Here is a 17,318-nt window from a genome sequence, read left to right as displayed (position 1 = left end):
CCTTATTTATCTTGCTTTGAAGTCATAGGTAAAGAAATCACGACCGTCTGCGTCGCTGGTGGTGAGAACATACGGAGTTGCGTTACTGCACGCGAACCAATCTGTGCAGTTGCACCAAAGGTTTGCTGCTCAATCAATAAACGCCCCCATTCTGCGTTTAGATCATCTCTTTCACGCATATATGCACTCAAGTCACGATAATCATGACGATATTCAAATACCTGAAATACCACCATCATTGCACTTGTGAACACCAGTGCAACAAGTACAGCATAGACAGCAAGCTTTTTCAGACCTTTTTTGCTGCTTGCTACTACATCGCCATCATCATTGTTGTTATTCATTGTTAGCCTTTTTGCTCTAAACGCTCTGCCACACGCAACCATGCACTACGTGAACGAGGATTTGCTTTTACTTCTGCTTCACTCGCACGAATACGAGAAACTTTCTTTAAACGTCGAGTATCAACCTGTGCTTGGGGCATACCCCAGCCTGAATCTTCAGGCAAACTCGATTCTTTTTGAATAAACTGCTTAATTAAACGATCTTCCAAAGAGTGAAAGCTAATCACTGCCAACTGCCCTGTTGCCTTTAATAGGTCTACAGCTTGCGGCAAAAAAGTCTCGATATCATCAAGTTCTTTGTTAATCGCTATGCGAATCGCTTGGAAGGTACGCGTCGCAGGATGCTTATGCTTTTCCCACTTTGGATGTGCTGTTTTAACCACTTCTGCCAATTGTGCTGTTGTGGTCATTTCACCCGCTAGTTTAATCGCTTTGGCAATACGACGGCTATAACGTTCTTCGCCGTATTGGTAAATAATATTTGCGAGTTTTTCTTCTTCTATTTCAAGCAGCCATTGCGCAGCCGTTGGACCTTGTGAATTGTCCATACGCATATCGAGTGGCCCATTTTGCATAAAACTAAAACCACGCTCTGCCTGATCCAACTGTGGTGATGAAACCCCCAGATCAGCCATAATGCCATCAACTTCATGAATGCCAATGTTAGCGAGTTCTTCTTGAATATCAGCAAAACTGGCATGAATAATTTTAAAACGCGGATCTTCTTGTTCTAATTGTGCTGCAACCTCAAGGGCTTGTGGATCTTTATCAAAGGCATAGACGCGCGCATTGGCATCCAATTTTGAGAGTAATAACTTGGTATGCCCACCACGACCAAAGGTCGCATCGACAAAAATACCAGTATCGCGGCCTGCCAATACGCCATCAACGGTTTCATGAAGTAAGACAGAAATATGCGACATAAGAAATGAATCAACAGCTAAAAATGTAACTGCACATTATCACCTTGTTTTATGCTAGCACCAAACGACTTTTTGTAGAGAATTCTTAACTTTTCATAGATAAAACCGTTTTCTTAACATTTTTCAGTCAATAAAAAAGCAAATACCAACGGCATTTGCTTTTCCAACTTTGAGTATATGCTAAATGTGAACCTAATTTATGGTTTTTCCGCATAAATTTGATCAAAAATCGCACCATTCACAAAATGGGTTTTTTGTGCTTTTGCCCAACCACCAAACACGTCATTAATTTTGAAAAGTTTAATCTTTGGAAATTGCTGCGCATATTTTGCTGCCACTTGCGGGTTACGCGGACGGAAATAATATTTCGCAGCAAGATCTTGTCCTAAAGGTGAATAAAGGAAATTTAAGTAACCACGTGCCAACTGACGATTACCATTTTTATCTACAGTTTTATCAACGATGGCAACCGAAGGCTCTGCCAAAATGGAAATCGATGGATACACAATTTCAAATTTATCTTTACCCAAACCTTGAGTCGCCAATAAAGCCTCATTTTCCCAAGACAACAGTACATCACCAATGCCGCGCTCAGCAAAAGTGGTGAGTGATCCACGTGCACCAGAATCCAAGACTTTGACATTTTGATAGAGTTTTTTTACCAACTCACGTGCTTTAGTATCGTTACCACCAGGTTGTTTGAGTGCATAACCCCAAGCCGCCAAATAAATCCAGCGCGGTGCACCACCTGTCTTCGGATTCGGGGTAATGATTTCCACACCGGACTTGGTCAAATCATTCCAGTCACGGATATTCTTTGGGTTGCCTTTACGCACCAAGAACACCACAGTTGAAGTGTACGGTGCTGAATTGTCTTTAAATTGTTTTTGCCAGTCCTTACGGATTAAACCTGCATTGGCAATTTCATCAATATCATTGGCCAATGCGAGCGTTACGACGTCTGCCTGCAAGCCATCGATGACTGAGCGCGCCTGTTTACCCGAGCCACCATGCGACTGCTTGAAGTCAACATCTTGTCCTGTTCTTTTCTTCCAATATTGCCCAAAAGCCTGATTATATTCTTGATAAAACTCACGTGTTGGATCATAAGACACATTTAAAAAAGTAGTCGCTGCTTGCGCCACACCATTTAGGCCCAAAGCCAACAATGCCGCTGCTAAAACTGTTTTCATTTATTGTTTACTCATTTCGCCCCATTTGTCACCACTATATTTCTTTAAAAATAATTTACAATCATATAGTTATATCAATAAATTTATTACTATTCTGTTTTTAAGATATAGCGATGACCCGCATTTTTGTATTAAAAAAATACTCAGTCTATTATTTTTATGGCAAAATGAGAAAAATTATCATTCTCCACTTTTTCTACACATTTGCTTGCTAAATTCAGCTTGTACATAAAGTAGCCACTTTGCTATAAATACATGGCAATATGTGTCAAATTTTAAGATTTTTTGTAAAAAGTGTGACGTAGTTATGCTTTTTTATTAAGATTTATGTTTAAATCGTATTATTAAAGCAATACTATAGTTGTTTGGTTAGTCTTGTAGACTCAAAATCATGAAGGGGATGTGAGCAATGCGAGCATTAAAATTGAAAAAAGCCCTAGGCTTAAGCTTATTTTTAGCAGCTTCTGTTCAAATGGGACATGCGGCAGCAATCAAAGAAAGCAATAACATAAAAACGATTGATAAATCTTCTTCAAGCCTGATTGTTAAAGCGCTTGATCAGCAAAAACGTAATACAGGTTTATTGCCATCGTCTGACGATGAGTTAAAGATGTTGAATACGATTCGTACCACACCAACGCAAACCTTTTTCGCAAGCCAACATGAACGTTTTTCACGCTTCGTTCAAACCATATTCCAGCCACACACTTCTTAAACTTTAAATATGTGCCCCTTCACATGTTTAAATGAAGCCTAGTCATGCCGTGACTAGGCTTTTTCGTTATAATAGTTTCAATTTAAATTTAAACTCCGATCATTTATGAAAGTCCGTACCCGTATTGCGCCTTCTCCTACAGGTTTTCCACATGTAGGCACAGCTTATATTGCATTATTTAATCTATGTTTTGCCAAACAGCATGGCGGTGAATTTATTTTACGTATTGAAGATACGGATCAACTTCGCTCAACACCTGAATCTGAAAAAATGATTTTAGATTCTTTACGCTGGTTAGGTTTGAACTGGTCAGAAGGTCCTGATGTAGGTGGTCCACATGCACCTTACCGCCAATCAGAGCGTATGGGGATTTATAAGCAATACGCCTTGGATCTGGTTGAAAAAGGCCATGCTTTCTATTGTTTCGCAACCGCAGAAGAACTTGATCAAATGCGTGCTGAACAGCAAGCACGTGGTGAAACACCGAAATACGACGGTCGTGGTTTAAAACTCTCACAAGAAGAAGTACAACGTCGTCTTGCTGCGGGTGAGCCCCATGTGATTCGTATGAAAGTACCAGAGGAAGGTATTTGTAAAATTAATGACTTACTTCGTGGTGAAGTTGAGATTCCATGGGCGCAAGTTGACATGCAAGTGTTATTAAAAACTGATGGTTTACCAACCTATCATCTTGCCAATGTGGTCGATGACCATCTAATGGAAATCACCCATGTCTTACGTGGGGAAGAATGGTTACCATCTGCACCGAAACACCAATTGCTGTATCAATATTTTGGCTGGGATATGCCAACACTATGCCACATGCCATTGTTACGCAACCCAGATAAATCAAAGTTATCTAAACGTAAAAACCCAACCTCAATCAACTACTATCGTGACATCGGTGTACTACCAGAAGCCTTGTTGAATTACTTAGGTCGTATGGGGTGGTCAATGCCTGATGAACGTGAAGTCTTCACCTTAGAAGACATGATTCAAAACTTTGATGTACAGCGTGTTTCACTGGGTGGACCAATCTTTGACGTTGAAAAACTCAACTGGCTTAATGGTCAATGGATCAAAGGATTAACGCCAGGACAACTTCTAGATCGTTTATTGGCTTGGAAAAGTGACCGCCAAACTCTGGAAGATATCGCAGCAGCGATTCAACCACGTATCAATTTGCTCTCTGAAGCCGTCAATTGGGCTGGTTTTTACTTCAACCATATGCCACAAATCAGCAAAGAGCAGTTTGAAAGCAAAAAATTGACCGAAGAGCAAGTCCGTCAGAGCTTACAATTCGCCATTTGGCGTTTAGAAAGCCAGTTTACGTGGAACAATGACACGGTCAGCCAAACCTTAATGGACTTGGCGAATCAGATGGAAATCAAATTACGTGATTTCATGCCAGCTTTCTTTATTGCGATTGCAGGTTCAACCAGTTCAACGCCTGTCATGCAATCGATGGTTACTCTCGGCCCAGATTTGACTTTTGCACGTTTACGTCACGCCCTAGAACTTATTGGTGGACCAAGCAAGAAAGAGCTGAAAGTTTGGGAAAAGTTAAATGAATCACTAAAATTGCCGAAAAATGATGCAAATAGTGAGACTTAATTCAGTTTAATGATTGACGTGTGAGCGCATTCCCCCTAATATTGCGCTCACACATTCTGGGGTCATAGCTCAGTTGGTAGAGCGCTACAATGGCATTGTAGAGGTCAGCAGTTCGATCCTGCTTGGCTCCACCAGATTCTCGAAATTGCAATGCTTTTCCGAGATGACAGCTAGACTTTAACCCATTTATGTGTTGCCTCATCTGTCCCTATCGTCTAGAGGCCTAGGACATCGCCCTTTCACGGCGGTAACCGGGGTTCGAATCCCCGTAGGGACGCCATATTCTCAAATATAATAATTATATTTTTCTAATAATCTTTCTCAAGCAGATTGCACATTTTCGAATTTTCCATAAAATAGCCGCTTCTCTATGCTTGGACAAATTGTCGTATGCAATCTTCCAACTCAAATGCGAACTCAGAACCTACAACGCTAAAACGTGCCATGAGCACTCGCCATTTAGTCATGCTTTCTTTAGGTGGCGCAATTGGTACTGGCTTGTTTTTAGGTTCTGGCGAAGTTATCGCTCAAACCGGTCCTGTGGGTGCAATTATTGCCTATGTTTTAGGTGGTTTAATTGCTTATATGGTCATGCTCTGCTTAGGTGAGCTTGCAGTACACATGCCTGTTGCTGGATCTTTTGGTGCATACGCTCAAAAATATATTGGTCCAGGCACAGGTTACATGATTTCTTGGGTTTACTGGCTGACGTGGACCGCAACTTTAGGTACAGAATTTACCGCTGCCGCCTTGCTGATGCAGGAATGGTTTCCACACATTTCCATGTGGATTTGGACCATCATCTTTGCTGTCACCATTTTGGGTCTAAATCTCACCTCAACCCGAATGTTTGCCGAATCAGAATTCTGGCTCGCACTGGTTAAAGTTGTGACTGTAATTGCCTTCATCATTTTAGGCTTGTTGGCAATTTTTGGTTTGATCTCATTCAATGGCTATGAATCGGCACCGTTATTCCACAACTTAACTGCTCATGGTTGGTTCCCGCAAGGGCTTATTCCGATCTTTACCACCATGTTGATTGTAAACTTTGCCTTTTCAGGTACAGAGTTAATTGGTGTTGCGGCAGGTGAAACCAAAGACCCTGCTGAGAATGTTCCAAAGGCAATCAATGCCGCGATCTGGCGTTTATTGATTTTCTTTGTCGGTACGATCATTGTGATCAGCGCGCTATTACCATTCCAAGTCGCGGGCTTAGGTGGTGAAGGGGTGAGTAGCAGTCCTTTCGTGACGGTATTTAACTACATTGGTATTCCTTATGCCGACGACATTATCCGTTTCGTAATTATTACAGCATTGCTTTCTGCTGCAAACTCAGGTCTCTATGCTGCATCACGTATGATGTGGTCTTTATCCGATCAGCGTCAGTTACCAAGTGTATTCTCGCGCTTATCAAAAAGTGGCACGCCGATCATTGCGCTTGTTGTCACCATGTTTGGTGCGATTCCGGGTCTGTTATCAGAACACTTTGCCCCTGAAACGATTTTTAAGAATTTATTGGGTGTTGCAGCATTCACCATGGTCATCGTGTGGATGAGTATTTGCTGGAGTCAATTTAACTTTAGACGCCAATGGTACAAGGCTGGTCATACCGCAAAAGATTTAAAATTTGCTGCACCGCTTTATCCTATCGTGCCCATCTTAGGCTTTATCTTCTGTTTTATTACAGGGTTAAGTATGGCAGCAGATCCTGAGATGCAAGCAGGCTTTATCGGTTGTTTGCTGTTTATTGCTGCATGTTATTTGAGCCATTACATTTTTTACCGTAATCGCAAATAAATAAACCCCATAAAAAATGCAGCTTAAGCTGCATTTTTTATATCTATAAAAATATCGTTTTGTTTTAGTTTTTTCAGCTTAACTGCTTATTTTTGATTGTTTATTCTACAACATGTTTTATTTTTAGACACTTATCCACTTTTTTTAGATTTTCTTCAGAAAAGTGTTTGACACCCTATCTAATTCGCCCTAATATACGCCCACCTCTGAAACGTCCCTATCGTCTAGAGGCCTAGGACATCGCCCTTTCACGGCGGTAACCGGGGTTCGAATCCCCGTAGGGACGCCACTAAATTCGAGGAAAAGCAAAGGTTATAATTATCTTTGCCGAGAATTTAGGCCTAGCGATCAATATGTTTTACATACGACGCTCAGGTAAATTTCCTCAGATATGTCCCTATCGTCTAGAGGCCTAGGACATCGCCCTTTCACGGCGGTAACCGGGGTTCGAATCCCCGTAGGGACGCCAAATTCTGAAAAAGCCACTGCATTGACAGTGGCTTTTTTATTGCTTATTCGCTACCAATACCGACCTGAACTTCTAAACGTCCAGATTGCACACGTAGACCACGAATCTCAAATTGATCAACCAACTGTTGGACCAATTCACGACTTTCCTGCAAGATATTCAAACCTGGTAAAATACTAAAATCAGTTAGACTTAAGAGCTTATCTACCATCCACGAACGGTTATTAATGAAATCAATAAAACCAGCTTCTTCAAGGTCGATATACCACAAGCGATGCCCTTCTTTTTGAATTCCAGGTACATCACGAATCAAATGATTGATCAGGAATGGGATCGGTAAAGAATTAATTAATTCAAAACTGACATTTCCAACGCGACGTGCTGCCCAATTGGTTAAGGTGCCGCCATGACGGATTTGTAGATCAAGATGTTCATCGACCTGACGCAGTCGTAGATACTTTTCTTGCCCAATACGACACTCTAAGACATTAAATTCGAGGGAAAGTCGATACAGAAAACGACGATAGTGCCCATCCAATTCGATATGGAAGCGGTCATTACCACACTCAATTTTAATATCATCAATTTCGCTACGATCCATTCTTTTGCGAATTTGATTATTCAGCAACATCTCTGGTAGATACAAGGTCAGACTGCTTTTCCCCAAAGATGTTCTTGCCATTGCCAAAGCAACTTGACGCGCGACCTCACTGGTTTCTGACACCATATCGCGTACCGTATTACGTACCCCTTCAACGCCACGTTTGGTCTGATGTGTGACATGATCTAAGGCGTCTAGGGCCGCATCTGCCACGCCTGCAATGTTACGAGAAGTATCGCTGGCAAATTCAACCGCATCTTGTGCATGTTGCAATGTTTTATTGATCAGTCGACGTGATAATGATGGTTTATCCTCAGATGAAGACACATCTGCTGGCATAATATCGAACATCGCCTTTTTATCATCTTGTCGATTCAAGATGCTCTCCCTCTTCCCTTTGCTACTGGCTCATTTGTTATGAGCGTCGATCTGCTTTCTGAACTTATTAGACGTTTTTCTGTAGATTAGCACGCCCTGTCCAGCAATTTGCGTATTTTTGTTGCACAGCTTCAAATTATTTATTCCAACAATTCAACTCATTTTTGCAAAAAAATCTATCACTCATCTGCTTGTATTGCTTGGTGTTCACTGTCGGTTGCTGCTACGTGAATCTGACTCGAACGTAGCATTTTGTACTGCTCTAATGCAGACTCAAGTCGCTGTACTTTCTCCTGCCCATTATCAAAATTTGGTAATTCACGTAACGCAACCCAAGCCGCTTGTACCTGATCAAACTGATTGCCTTTTTCCAGTTTTAGCTTCATCCACTTAGACAAATCCTGCACTCGTTTTTGCATTTCAAACTGCAGAGCAAATAATCCAGTGTTTAAGGCTGATGTATCCAATAATCGTAATCCATTTTGCACTTGCTCAAACTGATGGCTTTGCTGCTGCAGATAAGGGTCTAAAACCTGCTGATTAAACCAGATGGCAAAAGCAATCATGTCTCGAACAATCACATCACGTTGTGCATAAAGTGCGTTCCGTTCAGGATGCTGTTTATTCAAACGGATATCACCTAAATACACCAGCAGTCCTTGTTCTAAAATCATTTGAATATGACCCTGATCAAAATCGCGCTCTGATTTCGATTCAATCTGAGTCAGTTGAGTAAGCAATTCCTCATATTGAACAGGTTGCTGTAACAAGCACAAAATTTCTGCATTCTGTTGGATCGCTTGCCATAAACAGCTAAGCGTCAGGTCGGCTTGCCCTGTACGGGTCGGATCTTGCTCCAAAAGGCGCTGCCATGCAGCTTGCATTGTGTTCTGCTGAACCAAGCTTGTAATCACTCTTTGCGCTGTTAAAAGCTGTGGTGCTGTTGCAATCACTTCCTGACTAAAAGGAATATGTGACTCTTTACCACCAAAAATTCCATTTAAAGATTTCCCCAGTGAATTCAAGCCACGTCCCACATCTGCCAGAATATTGCTCTCTATGCTTCGCGTTTGCAGAATAGACTCTGGTAGTAACAAGCTGACTGCACCTAACAATGTTTTATTATAATTTTTCTGGTCTATCGGCTTCTCATACTGTATCAACAAATGAATAGCATATTCGATATCACTCAACTGTGGCTGATATTCAGGTTGATTGCGACTCAATAGACAATCGATATAAGCATAAAAGGCAGTTTCATTACGCTGCTGCGATTGTTGTGCCGCCCATTCATAGTATTTAATTGCTTGGTCATATTGTGCAGCACCAGCATAGGCTTTGGCTAAGGCAATGGCGTGCTGAGCAGTTGGATAATGCTGTTGGAAATACTTTAATAAATCAATTTTCGGTTGTTGATCTAGACAGCGATCAAGTTGACGTAGGTAGCAATTGATTTGCTGCTGATTCGGCCGAGTCTCAATGAAATTCAGGCGATACATTAAGCATTGTTCATACCAAGCATATTTACGCGCATGAAATTCATAAGCACCAAGCAGCTCCTCTTCAATCAACTGAATTAACTGTATTGAATAAACAATATCTTCATCGTTCTCATGCCTGAATTTCCACTGCTTCGGTAAAGAAATTTTAAATAAACGCAGCAAGAAATTCGCACTCAGATCAGGACTTTGCATTGTCACCAGCATCAACTTGTCTTGCGTTGACAGGTGTTCTTTGCCTTTCTGAATACGTGATAAACGCAATTTAAGAATCTTGGTGGGTAACATGCGTTTCCTTCCGCATTACTGAGCCAGCTCATCTTGCAAATTAGCAGACTGCTTCAGCTTTTACGAATAGCTTTAGACGAGCTGCATAGCAGTGGTTAGCTCCAACAAAAGCACTAGCTTCAGCCACCAATGCAAGAACAAAAATAAGTAAATTTATGTATTTGAATCGCTCAAGATTTTTGCTTTTTCATAATTTTCGCTAAAATGGGCAAAACAGAATAGGAATCCTCTATGCAATACCGCTGCCCTAAATGCCAAAGCGTGAAAATTATGCCTGCCAGTCAGGGTGCCAATAGCCCTCGTCCGAATGTGCCAAAAAGTTTAGTGTTGCTGGTTCCTGCCATTTTTATTTTATTAATCTTGGTTTTGATTAGCGTTGCGATGTGGATTTTTGGCAATGGTGCTGGCCAAGGTCTGCAAATTGCGACCATCGTCGTTTTTGCGATCTGTGTGATTGCAGGTGTTTTATTCTGGCGTGATCTACCTGATTTTAAAATTTCAATGCAAGCCTTTATGCAAGCACAAAAGCATTGGAAATGCCGTGACTGCAACAATGAATGGCAGAACTAATACAAAAATTAAAATGGATATTCACATCAGCTTAATGCTGATGTGAAGGATCGTGTTCAGCTTTCTCATCATGTTGATGGGTATGCTGACAATTCATTTCTTCATCATCTTCAATTTGCAAGGTCACCTCAGCAATCCCGTGCTCATGCGATAACATCTCAATCGCAGCACGATGTAATTGATTACGATCAGCTCTTGGTGCAAATAGATGCACAGTCAAATGAATATTCTTGGAGGTAATCGCCCAAACCTTTAATTGATGGATACTCTCAACACCATCCAATGCCAGTAGATCATTGCGCAGCTTTTCAATATCGACCTCTTCTGGAACGCCTTCCAACAAGATATTGATACTCTGCTTAAGTAGAATCCATGTTCTTGGCAATACCCAGAAACCAATCGCAACTGCAAGAATGGTATCGACCCAATACCAATTAGTGAAATAGATCACCACTGCACCCACGATGACTGCCACCGAACCGAGTGCATCACTTAACACTTCTAAATATGCGCCTTTCATATTCAGGCTTTCAGCTGCACTGGACATTAACAATTTCATGGAAATTAAATTAATAATCAGACCTATTGTTGCCACAATCAGCATGCCAACACTCTGAATTTCAGGTGGCTGAGTGAAACGTTGGTAGGCTTCGTACAGAATGTACATTGCTACAAAAAACAGCATCGAGGCATTAAATAAGGCTGCCAGAATTTCAAAACGCTGATAGCCAAAAGTACGTTTATTATCTGCGGGACGTTTAGCAATTTTAATCGCCACTAAAGCAATTGCCAATGCAGCAGCATCGGTAAACATATGTGCTGCATCAGACAATAATGCCAAACTCTGGGTGATTAAACCCGCGACCACCTCAACCACTAAGAAGGTTGAAGTCAGTATCAGCGCAATAGTGAGTTTTTTGATATTACCTTCAGTGACCGCTGCATGACTATGATCATGCCCTTGATGTCCACCCATGTTGGACTCCTTATCATAATTAAATAAGACCTGTTGCAGCCTTAAAGTCAGCCAAAGCGAAAATTGCTTTGGCTGGTTCAGATTCTTCTTCATAAAGTGTTTCATTAAGAAGATAGCATAAACAGATTAAATTGCACTTTCCTGACCTTTGCTCTGTTTGGCTTCATTCATCCAACGGTACACCACAGGCAAGATCAACAAAGTCAGCAAGGTGGATGAAATAATCCCACCAATCACCACGGTTGCCAGTGGACGCTGAACTTCTGCACCTGTACCTGTGGCAATCGCCATTGGAATAAAGCCGAGTGATGCAACAAAAGCCGTCATTAACACGGGACGTAAACGTAATACCGCACCATGCCATGTGGCATAATGAACATCATATTGCTCTCGCAGCTCTTTGATAAAGCTCAACATCACCAAACCATTCAGCACTGCGACACCAGAGAGCGCAATAAAACCGACACCTGCCGACATCGACAATGGAATATCGCGTAGCCACAGTGCAACTAAACCACCTGACAAGGCAAACGGCACGCCACTAAACACGAGCAAACTCTCTTTAAAGTTATTGAACACTGCCATCAGCAGAATAAAAATCATCAGTAATGCCAATGGCACCACAATTTGCATTCTGGCTTTTGCAGAGGCAAGATTTTCAAACTGACCGCCATAACCGAGCCAATAACCACTTGGTAATTTTTGCTGTGCAAGTTTCTGTTGCATTTCACCCACGAAAGATCCTAAATCACGGTCTCGTACATTAGTGGTGACCACAACACGGCGCTTACCGTTCTCACGACTAAGCTGTGCCAAACCTAAGATGTTTTCAACTTTAGCTACATCTTGCAATTTGATTAAACCACCATTCGGCAGTTGAATCGGTAACATCGCCAATTGCTGAGGTGTCCGCATCACATCATCCAAACGCACCACAAAATCAAAACGACGGTCGCCCTGTAAAATCTGTCCAACACTCTGTCCACCAATACTGGCAGCGACCAAGTCCTGAATTGATTTCACTGATAAGCCATATTGTGCAGCCAACGCATGATCGATATCGACATTGAGTAAAGGTAAGCCATCGGTCTGCTCAACTTTGACTTCGCTTGCGCCCGTGATAGTTCTCAGCGTTTGGGCAACTTTCTCAGCCTCTTGGTTCAATACCTGCATATCGTCACCAAAGACCTTGACTCCGATATCACTACGTACACCTGAAATCAACTCATTGAAACGTAGTTCAATTGGTTGTGAAAACTCACTGTTGTTACCTGGGATTTTCTCCACATAGGCCAGCATTCGAGTCCGAAGATCATCGATGGTTTCCGACTTATCTGGCCATTGATCGCGTGGCTTTAATAACACCACAGCATCTGAAATATTCGGTGGCATCACATCCGTTGCCACCTCTGCGGTACCTGTACGGGCAAAGATTGCTTTGATTTCAGGGAACTCTGCTAACAATTGTTTCTCAACACTTTCCTGAATTTTCAGCGACTCTTCAATTCCAGTACTTGGTGCACGCATCAACTGTAAAGCAAAGTCACCTTCACTCAGTTGTGGTGCAAACTCACTGCCGACACGCGAGCCAATCGCAGCAGTTAAGACTAGAATCGTAAATGCACCAGCGACCACAACATAACGAAATGCATAAGCTTTATCCAGCAAGCCTTCATAACCACTTTTTAATGCCGCCATCCAGCGACTTTCTTTCTCTTTGACTTCACCGGTAACAAATAAAGCCACGGCAGCAGGAACAAAGGTAACGGATAAAATAATCGCACCAATCAATGCCAACACTACTGTCATTGCCATTGGGTGGAACATTTTCGCTTCTACACCTGCCAGTGCAAAAATCGGTAAATACACCACCATGATGATGATTTGTCCAAAGATCAGCGGACGTCGTGCCTGCTTTGCCGCCAAGAAGACTTCAGTAAAACGTTCTGAACGGGTCAGGAGTCGACCTTTATGGTGCTGTGCTTCTGCCAACCGTCGAATACAGTTTTCGACAATCACCACTGCACCATCGACAATAATCCCGAAGTCCAATGCGCCTAAACTCATCAGGTTGGCACTGATTTTCTGCTCCGCCATCCCTGTCAGGGTAAACAGCATAGATAAGGGAATAATACAGGCGGTAATCAATGCCGCACGGAAGTTTCCTAAGAACACAAACAGAATCACGATGACCAGAATTGCGCCTTCAATCAGATTCTTCGCCACCGTTTTAATGGCTTTATCAACCAAATTACTACGGTTATACACCGTTTCGACCACTACTCCTTCAGGCAATGAACGTTTGATTTCCTGCATTTTGCTGTCTAGCGCTTGAGCGATGGATTTACTGTTCTCACCCATCATCATCATCGCGATACCCAGTACGGTTTCTTCACCGTTATAGGTAGCACCACCGGTTCTCAAATCATGTCCAATCGAAACCGTTGCAACATCGGCAACACGGATTGGTAAACCATTCTTGGTACTAACCGTAACATTCTCGATGTCCTGTACGGTTTTCAACATGCCTGGAATACGTACCGTAAGCTGCTGCCCATTTTCTTCAATAAAACCAGCACCACGGTTTTCATTATTTTCAGTGAGTACGGTTTGTAAATCGGTTAAAGGAATTTGCAGTTGCTGTAAACGTTTTAGATCAGGAGAAACCACATAGGTCTTGTTATATCCCCCAATGGTATTGATTTCAGCAACACCTGGCACACGTTGTAATTGAGGACGAACAATCCAGTCCTGAATTTCACGTAGGTCCATGGCCTGATAAGGTGTACCATCGGCCTTTTTGGCATTCGGTTCAGCCTTGATCACCCATTGATAGATCTCCCCTAGACCCGTTGAAATCGGTGACATCTGCGGATCAATATCATCAGGCAAAGCACTTTTGGCTTCCTGTAAGCGCTGGTTAATCAGCTGACGTGCCCAATAGATATCAGTACCATCTTTAAAGATTACCGTGACTTGGGATAAGCCGTAACGGGAGATCGAACGGGTTTGTTCCAAATTAGGAATACCCGACATGGCATTTTCAATTGGATAAGTAATTCGCTGTTCAACCTCAGGGGCAGTGAATCCACCTGCTTGGCTGTTAATTTGTACCTGTACGTTAGTAATGTCAGGCACGGCATCAATCGACAGTTTTTGGTAGCTGTAAATGCCGACCCCAATCCACGCCACCACAAACAGCATGACCCAAATCGCATTGCGGATTGAAAACTGAATAATCCGATCAAACAAGCCTTCCGCAGGAGGAAGCTGCAACTTATCTTTAGTGTCCATGCTCAGCCTCTCCCTTCTCGATCTCAGATTTCAAAAGGAAACTGCCTTGACTGACATATTGTTGCTTTTCGGTCAGACCCGATTGGATTTCCACCCACTGTCCATCACTTGAATAATTACCCAGTTGTACTGGGGTTGGGCTGAAATGCATCTGGTCTTTCTCTTGCTTAGCAACAAAAACCGTGGCTTTGCCTTCAATCTGCTGAATCGCTGCTTTGGCAACACGAAGTACAGGCTTCTTGTCCGTGCCATCTAACAACACGTTAACCATCAGATTAGGGCGTAATTCTTTGGCTGGGGTTAACACTTTGGCACGCACCTGCAAACGACCTGTCTGGGTATCTGCCGCAGTAGTCAAAGTCTGAATTTGTGCTTTAAAGCTATTATTGGTTTGCAGCGACTTAAACTCGATCTGCTGATCTGGTTGGACATTGATGTTATTCACACTTGGTAAAATAAACTCAATCCAGAGTTGGTCCAGCTGATCAATTACAAATAATTGCTTATCGGCGGTAATTTGCTCACCCACCACAATATCTTTCAGACTCACTACACCGCTCAAAGGTGCGGTCAAGACATAGCGACCCTGACTGCCACTGGATGCGCCCAAGGCAGATAACCGGCTACGTGCAGCCTGTACCTGAATCTGTGCCTGACGATAAGCGTTATAAGCACGTTGATAATCCTGACGCGCAGAAACCCCTTGTTCCCAAAGTTGTTTTTCACGTTGATAATCTTGCTGTGCAAGCGTTAAAGCTTCTTGTGCAATACTTAAATTAGCTTGCTGATCCACCAAGTCAGGGATAAACAAGGTGGCTAAGACTTGCCCTTTCTTGACTTGCTGACCGAGTACTGCATTGACGCTTTCCACTCGTCCAGCAAACGTTGCTGAAACATGCGCTTGCTGGTCGGTATTGGTGACCAATTTGGCTGGATATGCAAATTGCTGTCCGACTTCGCCCACCCCAACCTGAGCCAGTTTAACCCCATATTCAGTCATCTGTTTTGGGCTTAGATTTAAACTGCCTTCCTCACTTTCCTCAGCATGCCCAGCTTCACCTTCAGCATGTCCTTCCTCACCTTCAGCATGGCTATCCGCTGCAGCAGCATCACCACTGGCTTTATTCTTGCCAGTGAAAAATAATAACGCGCTGAGGACTAAGCCAACCGCAACAACCAGAATGACCCAAAACCACTGCTTTTTAGATTTATTTGTCGACATTACTCTGCTCCTACTACAGCGGGAAGGCTATTGGTATCTTTCCAAAGGGTTTGATTAATCTGATTTAAAGCGTCACTTGAACTCACCATACTCGGCTCTATTCCCAGTGCTAAACTCTCTGCATCAATTTGCTTTTGCCATGCACTCTTAAGTAACTGCACTTTATTTAAACGTTGATCTTGCAATTGCATAGTGGCTTGCTGGACATCGGTAATGGCATATTTACCAACTTTAAAACCGAGCAGCATTTTCTCTTGTACCGTTTCAGACAATGGAATTTGTCGTTGATTGACTAAATCGAATTGTTGTTTCAATCCTGCCAACTCTGCAGTTAAAGTCTGAATGGCATTTAAGTTTTGCTGTTTATAAAACTGTTGTTGTTTGACCAGTAAATCTTGTTTGGCATTGGCAATTCGCAATGAATACTGCTGACGATTAAAAATATTCAAAGGGATATCGATGCCCACTCGGAACTTGTTATCCGTCGAATTTGTTTCTGCACTTTTACTTTGCACCATACCTAAATTGACGGTTGGATTTGGTCGGTTGGATACTTTTAAATAATCGATATTGGCTTTTTGACGTACGATATCGAGTTGAATAGCACGCTCAAATAAGTTGTTCTGCAAATAATCTTGCAAATCTTTTTGTTGTGGCCAGACATTGCTCGCTTGGGTAGAGAAGCGATTATCGGTACTGCCCCACAGATTTGCCAATTGACGCTTTGCAGTGGCTAGAGCCAGCTCGGTCTGCTGGAATAAACGCTGGTTTTCAATATGCGCCATCAAAGTACGGTCTAAGTCGACCTGCGCAATACTGCCAGCTTTGAGTCTTAAGCGCGTTGCATCTAAGGTCGCTTGACTGGTTTTTAATTGCGCCTGAACCACATCATGTTCTAACTCTAGCACCACGACTTGCGACCACAGATATTTCACCGCCAACTCAAGTTGCGCGTTATAGAGTTCTTGATTGAGACCGACCTGAGACGCTTGTACGTCGGCAAGCTTCACCGCAGCACGACGTTGACCGAAAATGTCCAATTTTTGTGAAACACCAAACTCCAGCTCTTTGTCTTTACCTGACCTAAAGTCGGTTTGCTGAATTGAAAAACTTGGATTCGACCATAACCCAGCTTGTTTCACATTGGCCTCAGCGATCCCTTGCTGTGTTTGCCACACCCCTGTGCCTGCCTGATATTGTTTCACATCCTGCAAGATTTGCTCAAAATTCAAATTGCGTTGTGCAGCTTTGCTTATAGGCTGCTGATTCGCATCCAGTAAAGATTCTGCGGCAATAGATGGACTCAAAATGGCAGCACTCAAGGCAAGTGCCAAGGCTGACCACTTCAATGACAAGTGAGTACGATTTTTTCGCGTACGCTGCTCAACTGCATGGATACGCTGATTTAAACTAGAAGACATATAAAGCCCCGCAA

At 42.6% G+C, this 17,318-nt stretch carries 13 protein-coding genes and 4 tRNA genes; 8 read left to right on the top strand and 9 right to left on the bottom strand.

Going from position 1 to position 17,318, the window contains the following annotated elements; all coding sequences use genetic code 11:
* Positions 1-2: 2 nt before the first annotated feature.
* The 3 genes from ftsL to NDN11_RS01365 form a co-directional block, all read right to left on the bottom strand.
* Positions 3-344 (bottom strand): cell division protein FtsL, encoded by a 342-nt coding sequence (gene ftsL, locus NDN11_RS01375; protein ID WP_167248599.1) that lies wholly within the window; start codon positions 342-344, stop codon positions 3-5.
* A gap of 2 nt (positions 345-346) precedes the next feature.
* Positions 347-1,267: a 16S rRNA (cytosine(1402)-N(4))-methyltransferase RsmH gene (gene rsmH / locus NDN11_RS01370; RefSeq protein ID WP_167248598.1), complete on the bottom strand. Its 921-nt coding sequence runs from the start codon at positions 1,265-1,267 to the stop codon at positions 347-349.
* Positions 1,268-1,464: 197 nt separating this feature from the next.
* Positions 1,465-2,460, bottom strand: a complete 996-nt coding sequence (locus NDN11_RS01365) for a sulfate ABC transporter substrate-binding protein (protein WP_251110561.1) — start codon at positions 2,458-2,460, stop codon at positions 1,465-1,467.
* Between the two features lie 472 nt (positions 2,461-2,932).
* On the opposite strand from NDN11_RS01365, the gene NDN11_RS01360 reads away from it, so the two are divergent.
* The 7 genes from NDN11_RS01360 (at position 2,933) to NDN11_RS01330 (ending at position 7,055) form a co-directional block, all read left to right on the top strand.
* Positions 2,933-3,175: a DUF4179 domain-containing protein gene (locus NDN11_RS01360; protein WP_374755504.1), complete on the top strand. Its 243-nt coding sequence runs from the start codon at positions 2,933-2,935 to the stop codon at positions 3,173-3,175.
* Positions 3,176-3,280: 105 nt separating this feature from the next.
* Positions 3,281-4,789, top strand: a complete 1,509-nt coding sequence (gene gltX, locus NDN11_RS01355) for a glutamate--tRNA ligase (protein WP_167248595.1) — start codon at positions 3,281-3,283, stop codon at positions 4,787-4,789.
* Positions 4,790-4,847: 58 nt separating this feature from the next.
* Positions 4,848-4,923, top strand: a tRNA-Ala gene (locus tag NDN11_RS01350).
* A 70-nt stretch (positions 4,924-4,993) separates the two neighbouring features.
* Positions 4,994-5,069, top strand: a tRNA-Glu gene (locus tag NDN11_RS01345).
* A gap of 110 nt (positions 5,070-5,179) precedes the next feature.
* Entirely contained in the window at positions 5,180-6,586 is a 1,407-nt protein-coding gene (locus NDN11_RS01340) for an amino acid permease (protein ID WP_167248594.1), read from the top strand.
* Between the two features lie 213 nt (positions 6,587-6,799).
* A tRNA-Glu gene (locus NDN11_RS01335) sits at positions 6,800-6,875 on the top strand.
* A 104-nt stretch (positions 6,876-6,979) separates the two neighbouring features.
* A tRNA-Glu gene (locus NDN11_RS01330) sits at positions 6,980-7,055 on the top strand.
* Positions 7,056-7,098: 43 nt separating this feature from the next.
* On the opposite strand, the gene NDN11_RS01325 is transcribed toward NDN11_RS01330, so the two are convergent.
* Both NDN11_RS01325 and NDN11_RS01320 read right to left on the bottom strand, forming a co-directional pair.
* Complete coding sequence (locus NDN11_RS01325) at positions 7,099-8,034, bottom strand: hypothetical protein (RefSeq protein ID WP_502801326.1); 936 nt, start codon at positions 8,032-8,034, stop codon at positions 7,099-7,101.
* A gap of 179 nt (positions 8,035-8,213) precedes the next feature.
* Positions 8,214-9,821 (bottom strand): hypothetical protein, encoded by a 1,608-nt coding sequence (locus tag NDN11_RS01320; protein ID WP_251110560.1) that lies wholly within the window; start codon positions 9,819-9,821, stop codon positions 8,214-8,216.
* 231 nt (positions 9,822-10,052) lie between these two features.
* Between NDN11_RS01320 and NDN11_RS01315 the strand changes: the two genes are divergently transcribed.
* Positions 10,053-10,391 carry a hypothetical protein gene (locus tag NDN11_RS01315; protein WP_251110559.1) on the top strand — a complete coding sequence of 113 codons (339 nt, stop codon included), beginning with the start codon at positions 10,053-10,055 and terminating at the stop codon, positions 10,389-10,391.
* A 31-nt stretch (positions 10,392-10,422) separates the two neighbouring features.
* Here the strand turns inward: NDN11_RS01315 and NDN11_RS01310 are convergent, their stop codons facing one another.
* The 4 genes from NDN11_RS01310 to NDN11_RS01295 all read right to left on the bottom strand — a co-directional run bounded on the left by NDN11_RS01310 (position 10,423) and on the right by NDN11_RS01295 (position 17,304).
* Positions 10,423-11,367, bottom strand: coding sequence for a cation diffusion facilitator family transporter (locus NDN11_RS01310; protein ID WP_251111461.1), 945 nt, complete (start codon positions 11,365-11,367; stop codon positions 10,423-10,425).
* Between the two features lie 126 nt (positions 11,368-11,493).
* Positions 11,494-14,661, bottom strand: a complete 3,168-nt coding sequence (locus NDN11_RS01305; protein WP_251110558.1) for an efflux RND transporter permease subunit — start codon at positions 14,659-14,661, stop codon at positions 11,494-11,496.
* Positions 14,651-15,883 carry an efflux RND transporter periplasmic adaptor subunit gene (locus NDN11_RS01300; RefSeq protein ID WP_251110557.1) on the bottom strand — a complete coding sequence of 411 codons (1,233 nt, stop codon included), beginning with the start codon at positions 15,881-15,883 and terminating at the stop codon, positions 14,651-14,653. Before NDN11_RS01300 ends, NDN11_RS01305 begins: the two co-directional genes overlap by 11 nt.
* Positions 15,883-17,304, bottom strand: a complete 1,422-nt coding sequence (locus NDN11_RS01295; RefSeq protein WP_251110556.1) for a TolC family protein — start codon at positions 17,302-17,304, stop codon at positions 15,883-15,885. Before NDN11_RS01295 ends, NDN11_RS01300 begins: the two co-directional genes overlap by 1 nt.
* Between the last annotated feature and the right edge of the window lie 14 nt (positions 17,305-17,318).

Source organism: Acinetobacter sp. C26M (assembly GCF_023702675.1).
Lineage (GTDB): Bacteria > Pseudomonadota > Gammaproteobacteria > Pseudomonadales > Moraxellaceae > Acinetobacter.
The sequence above is the reverse complement of the archived record's forward strand: the minus strand, read 5'-3'. Positions and strand labels throughout refer to the sequence as shown.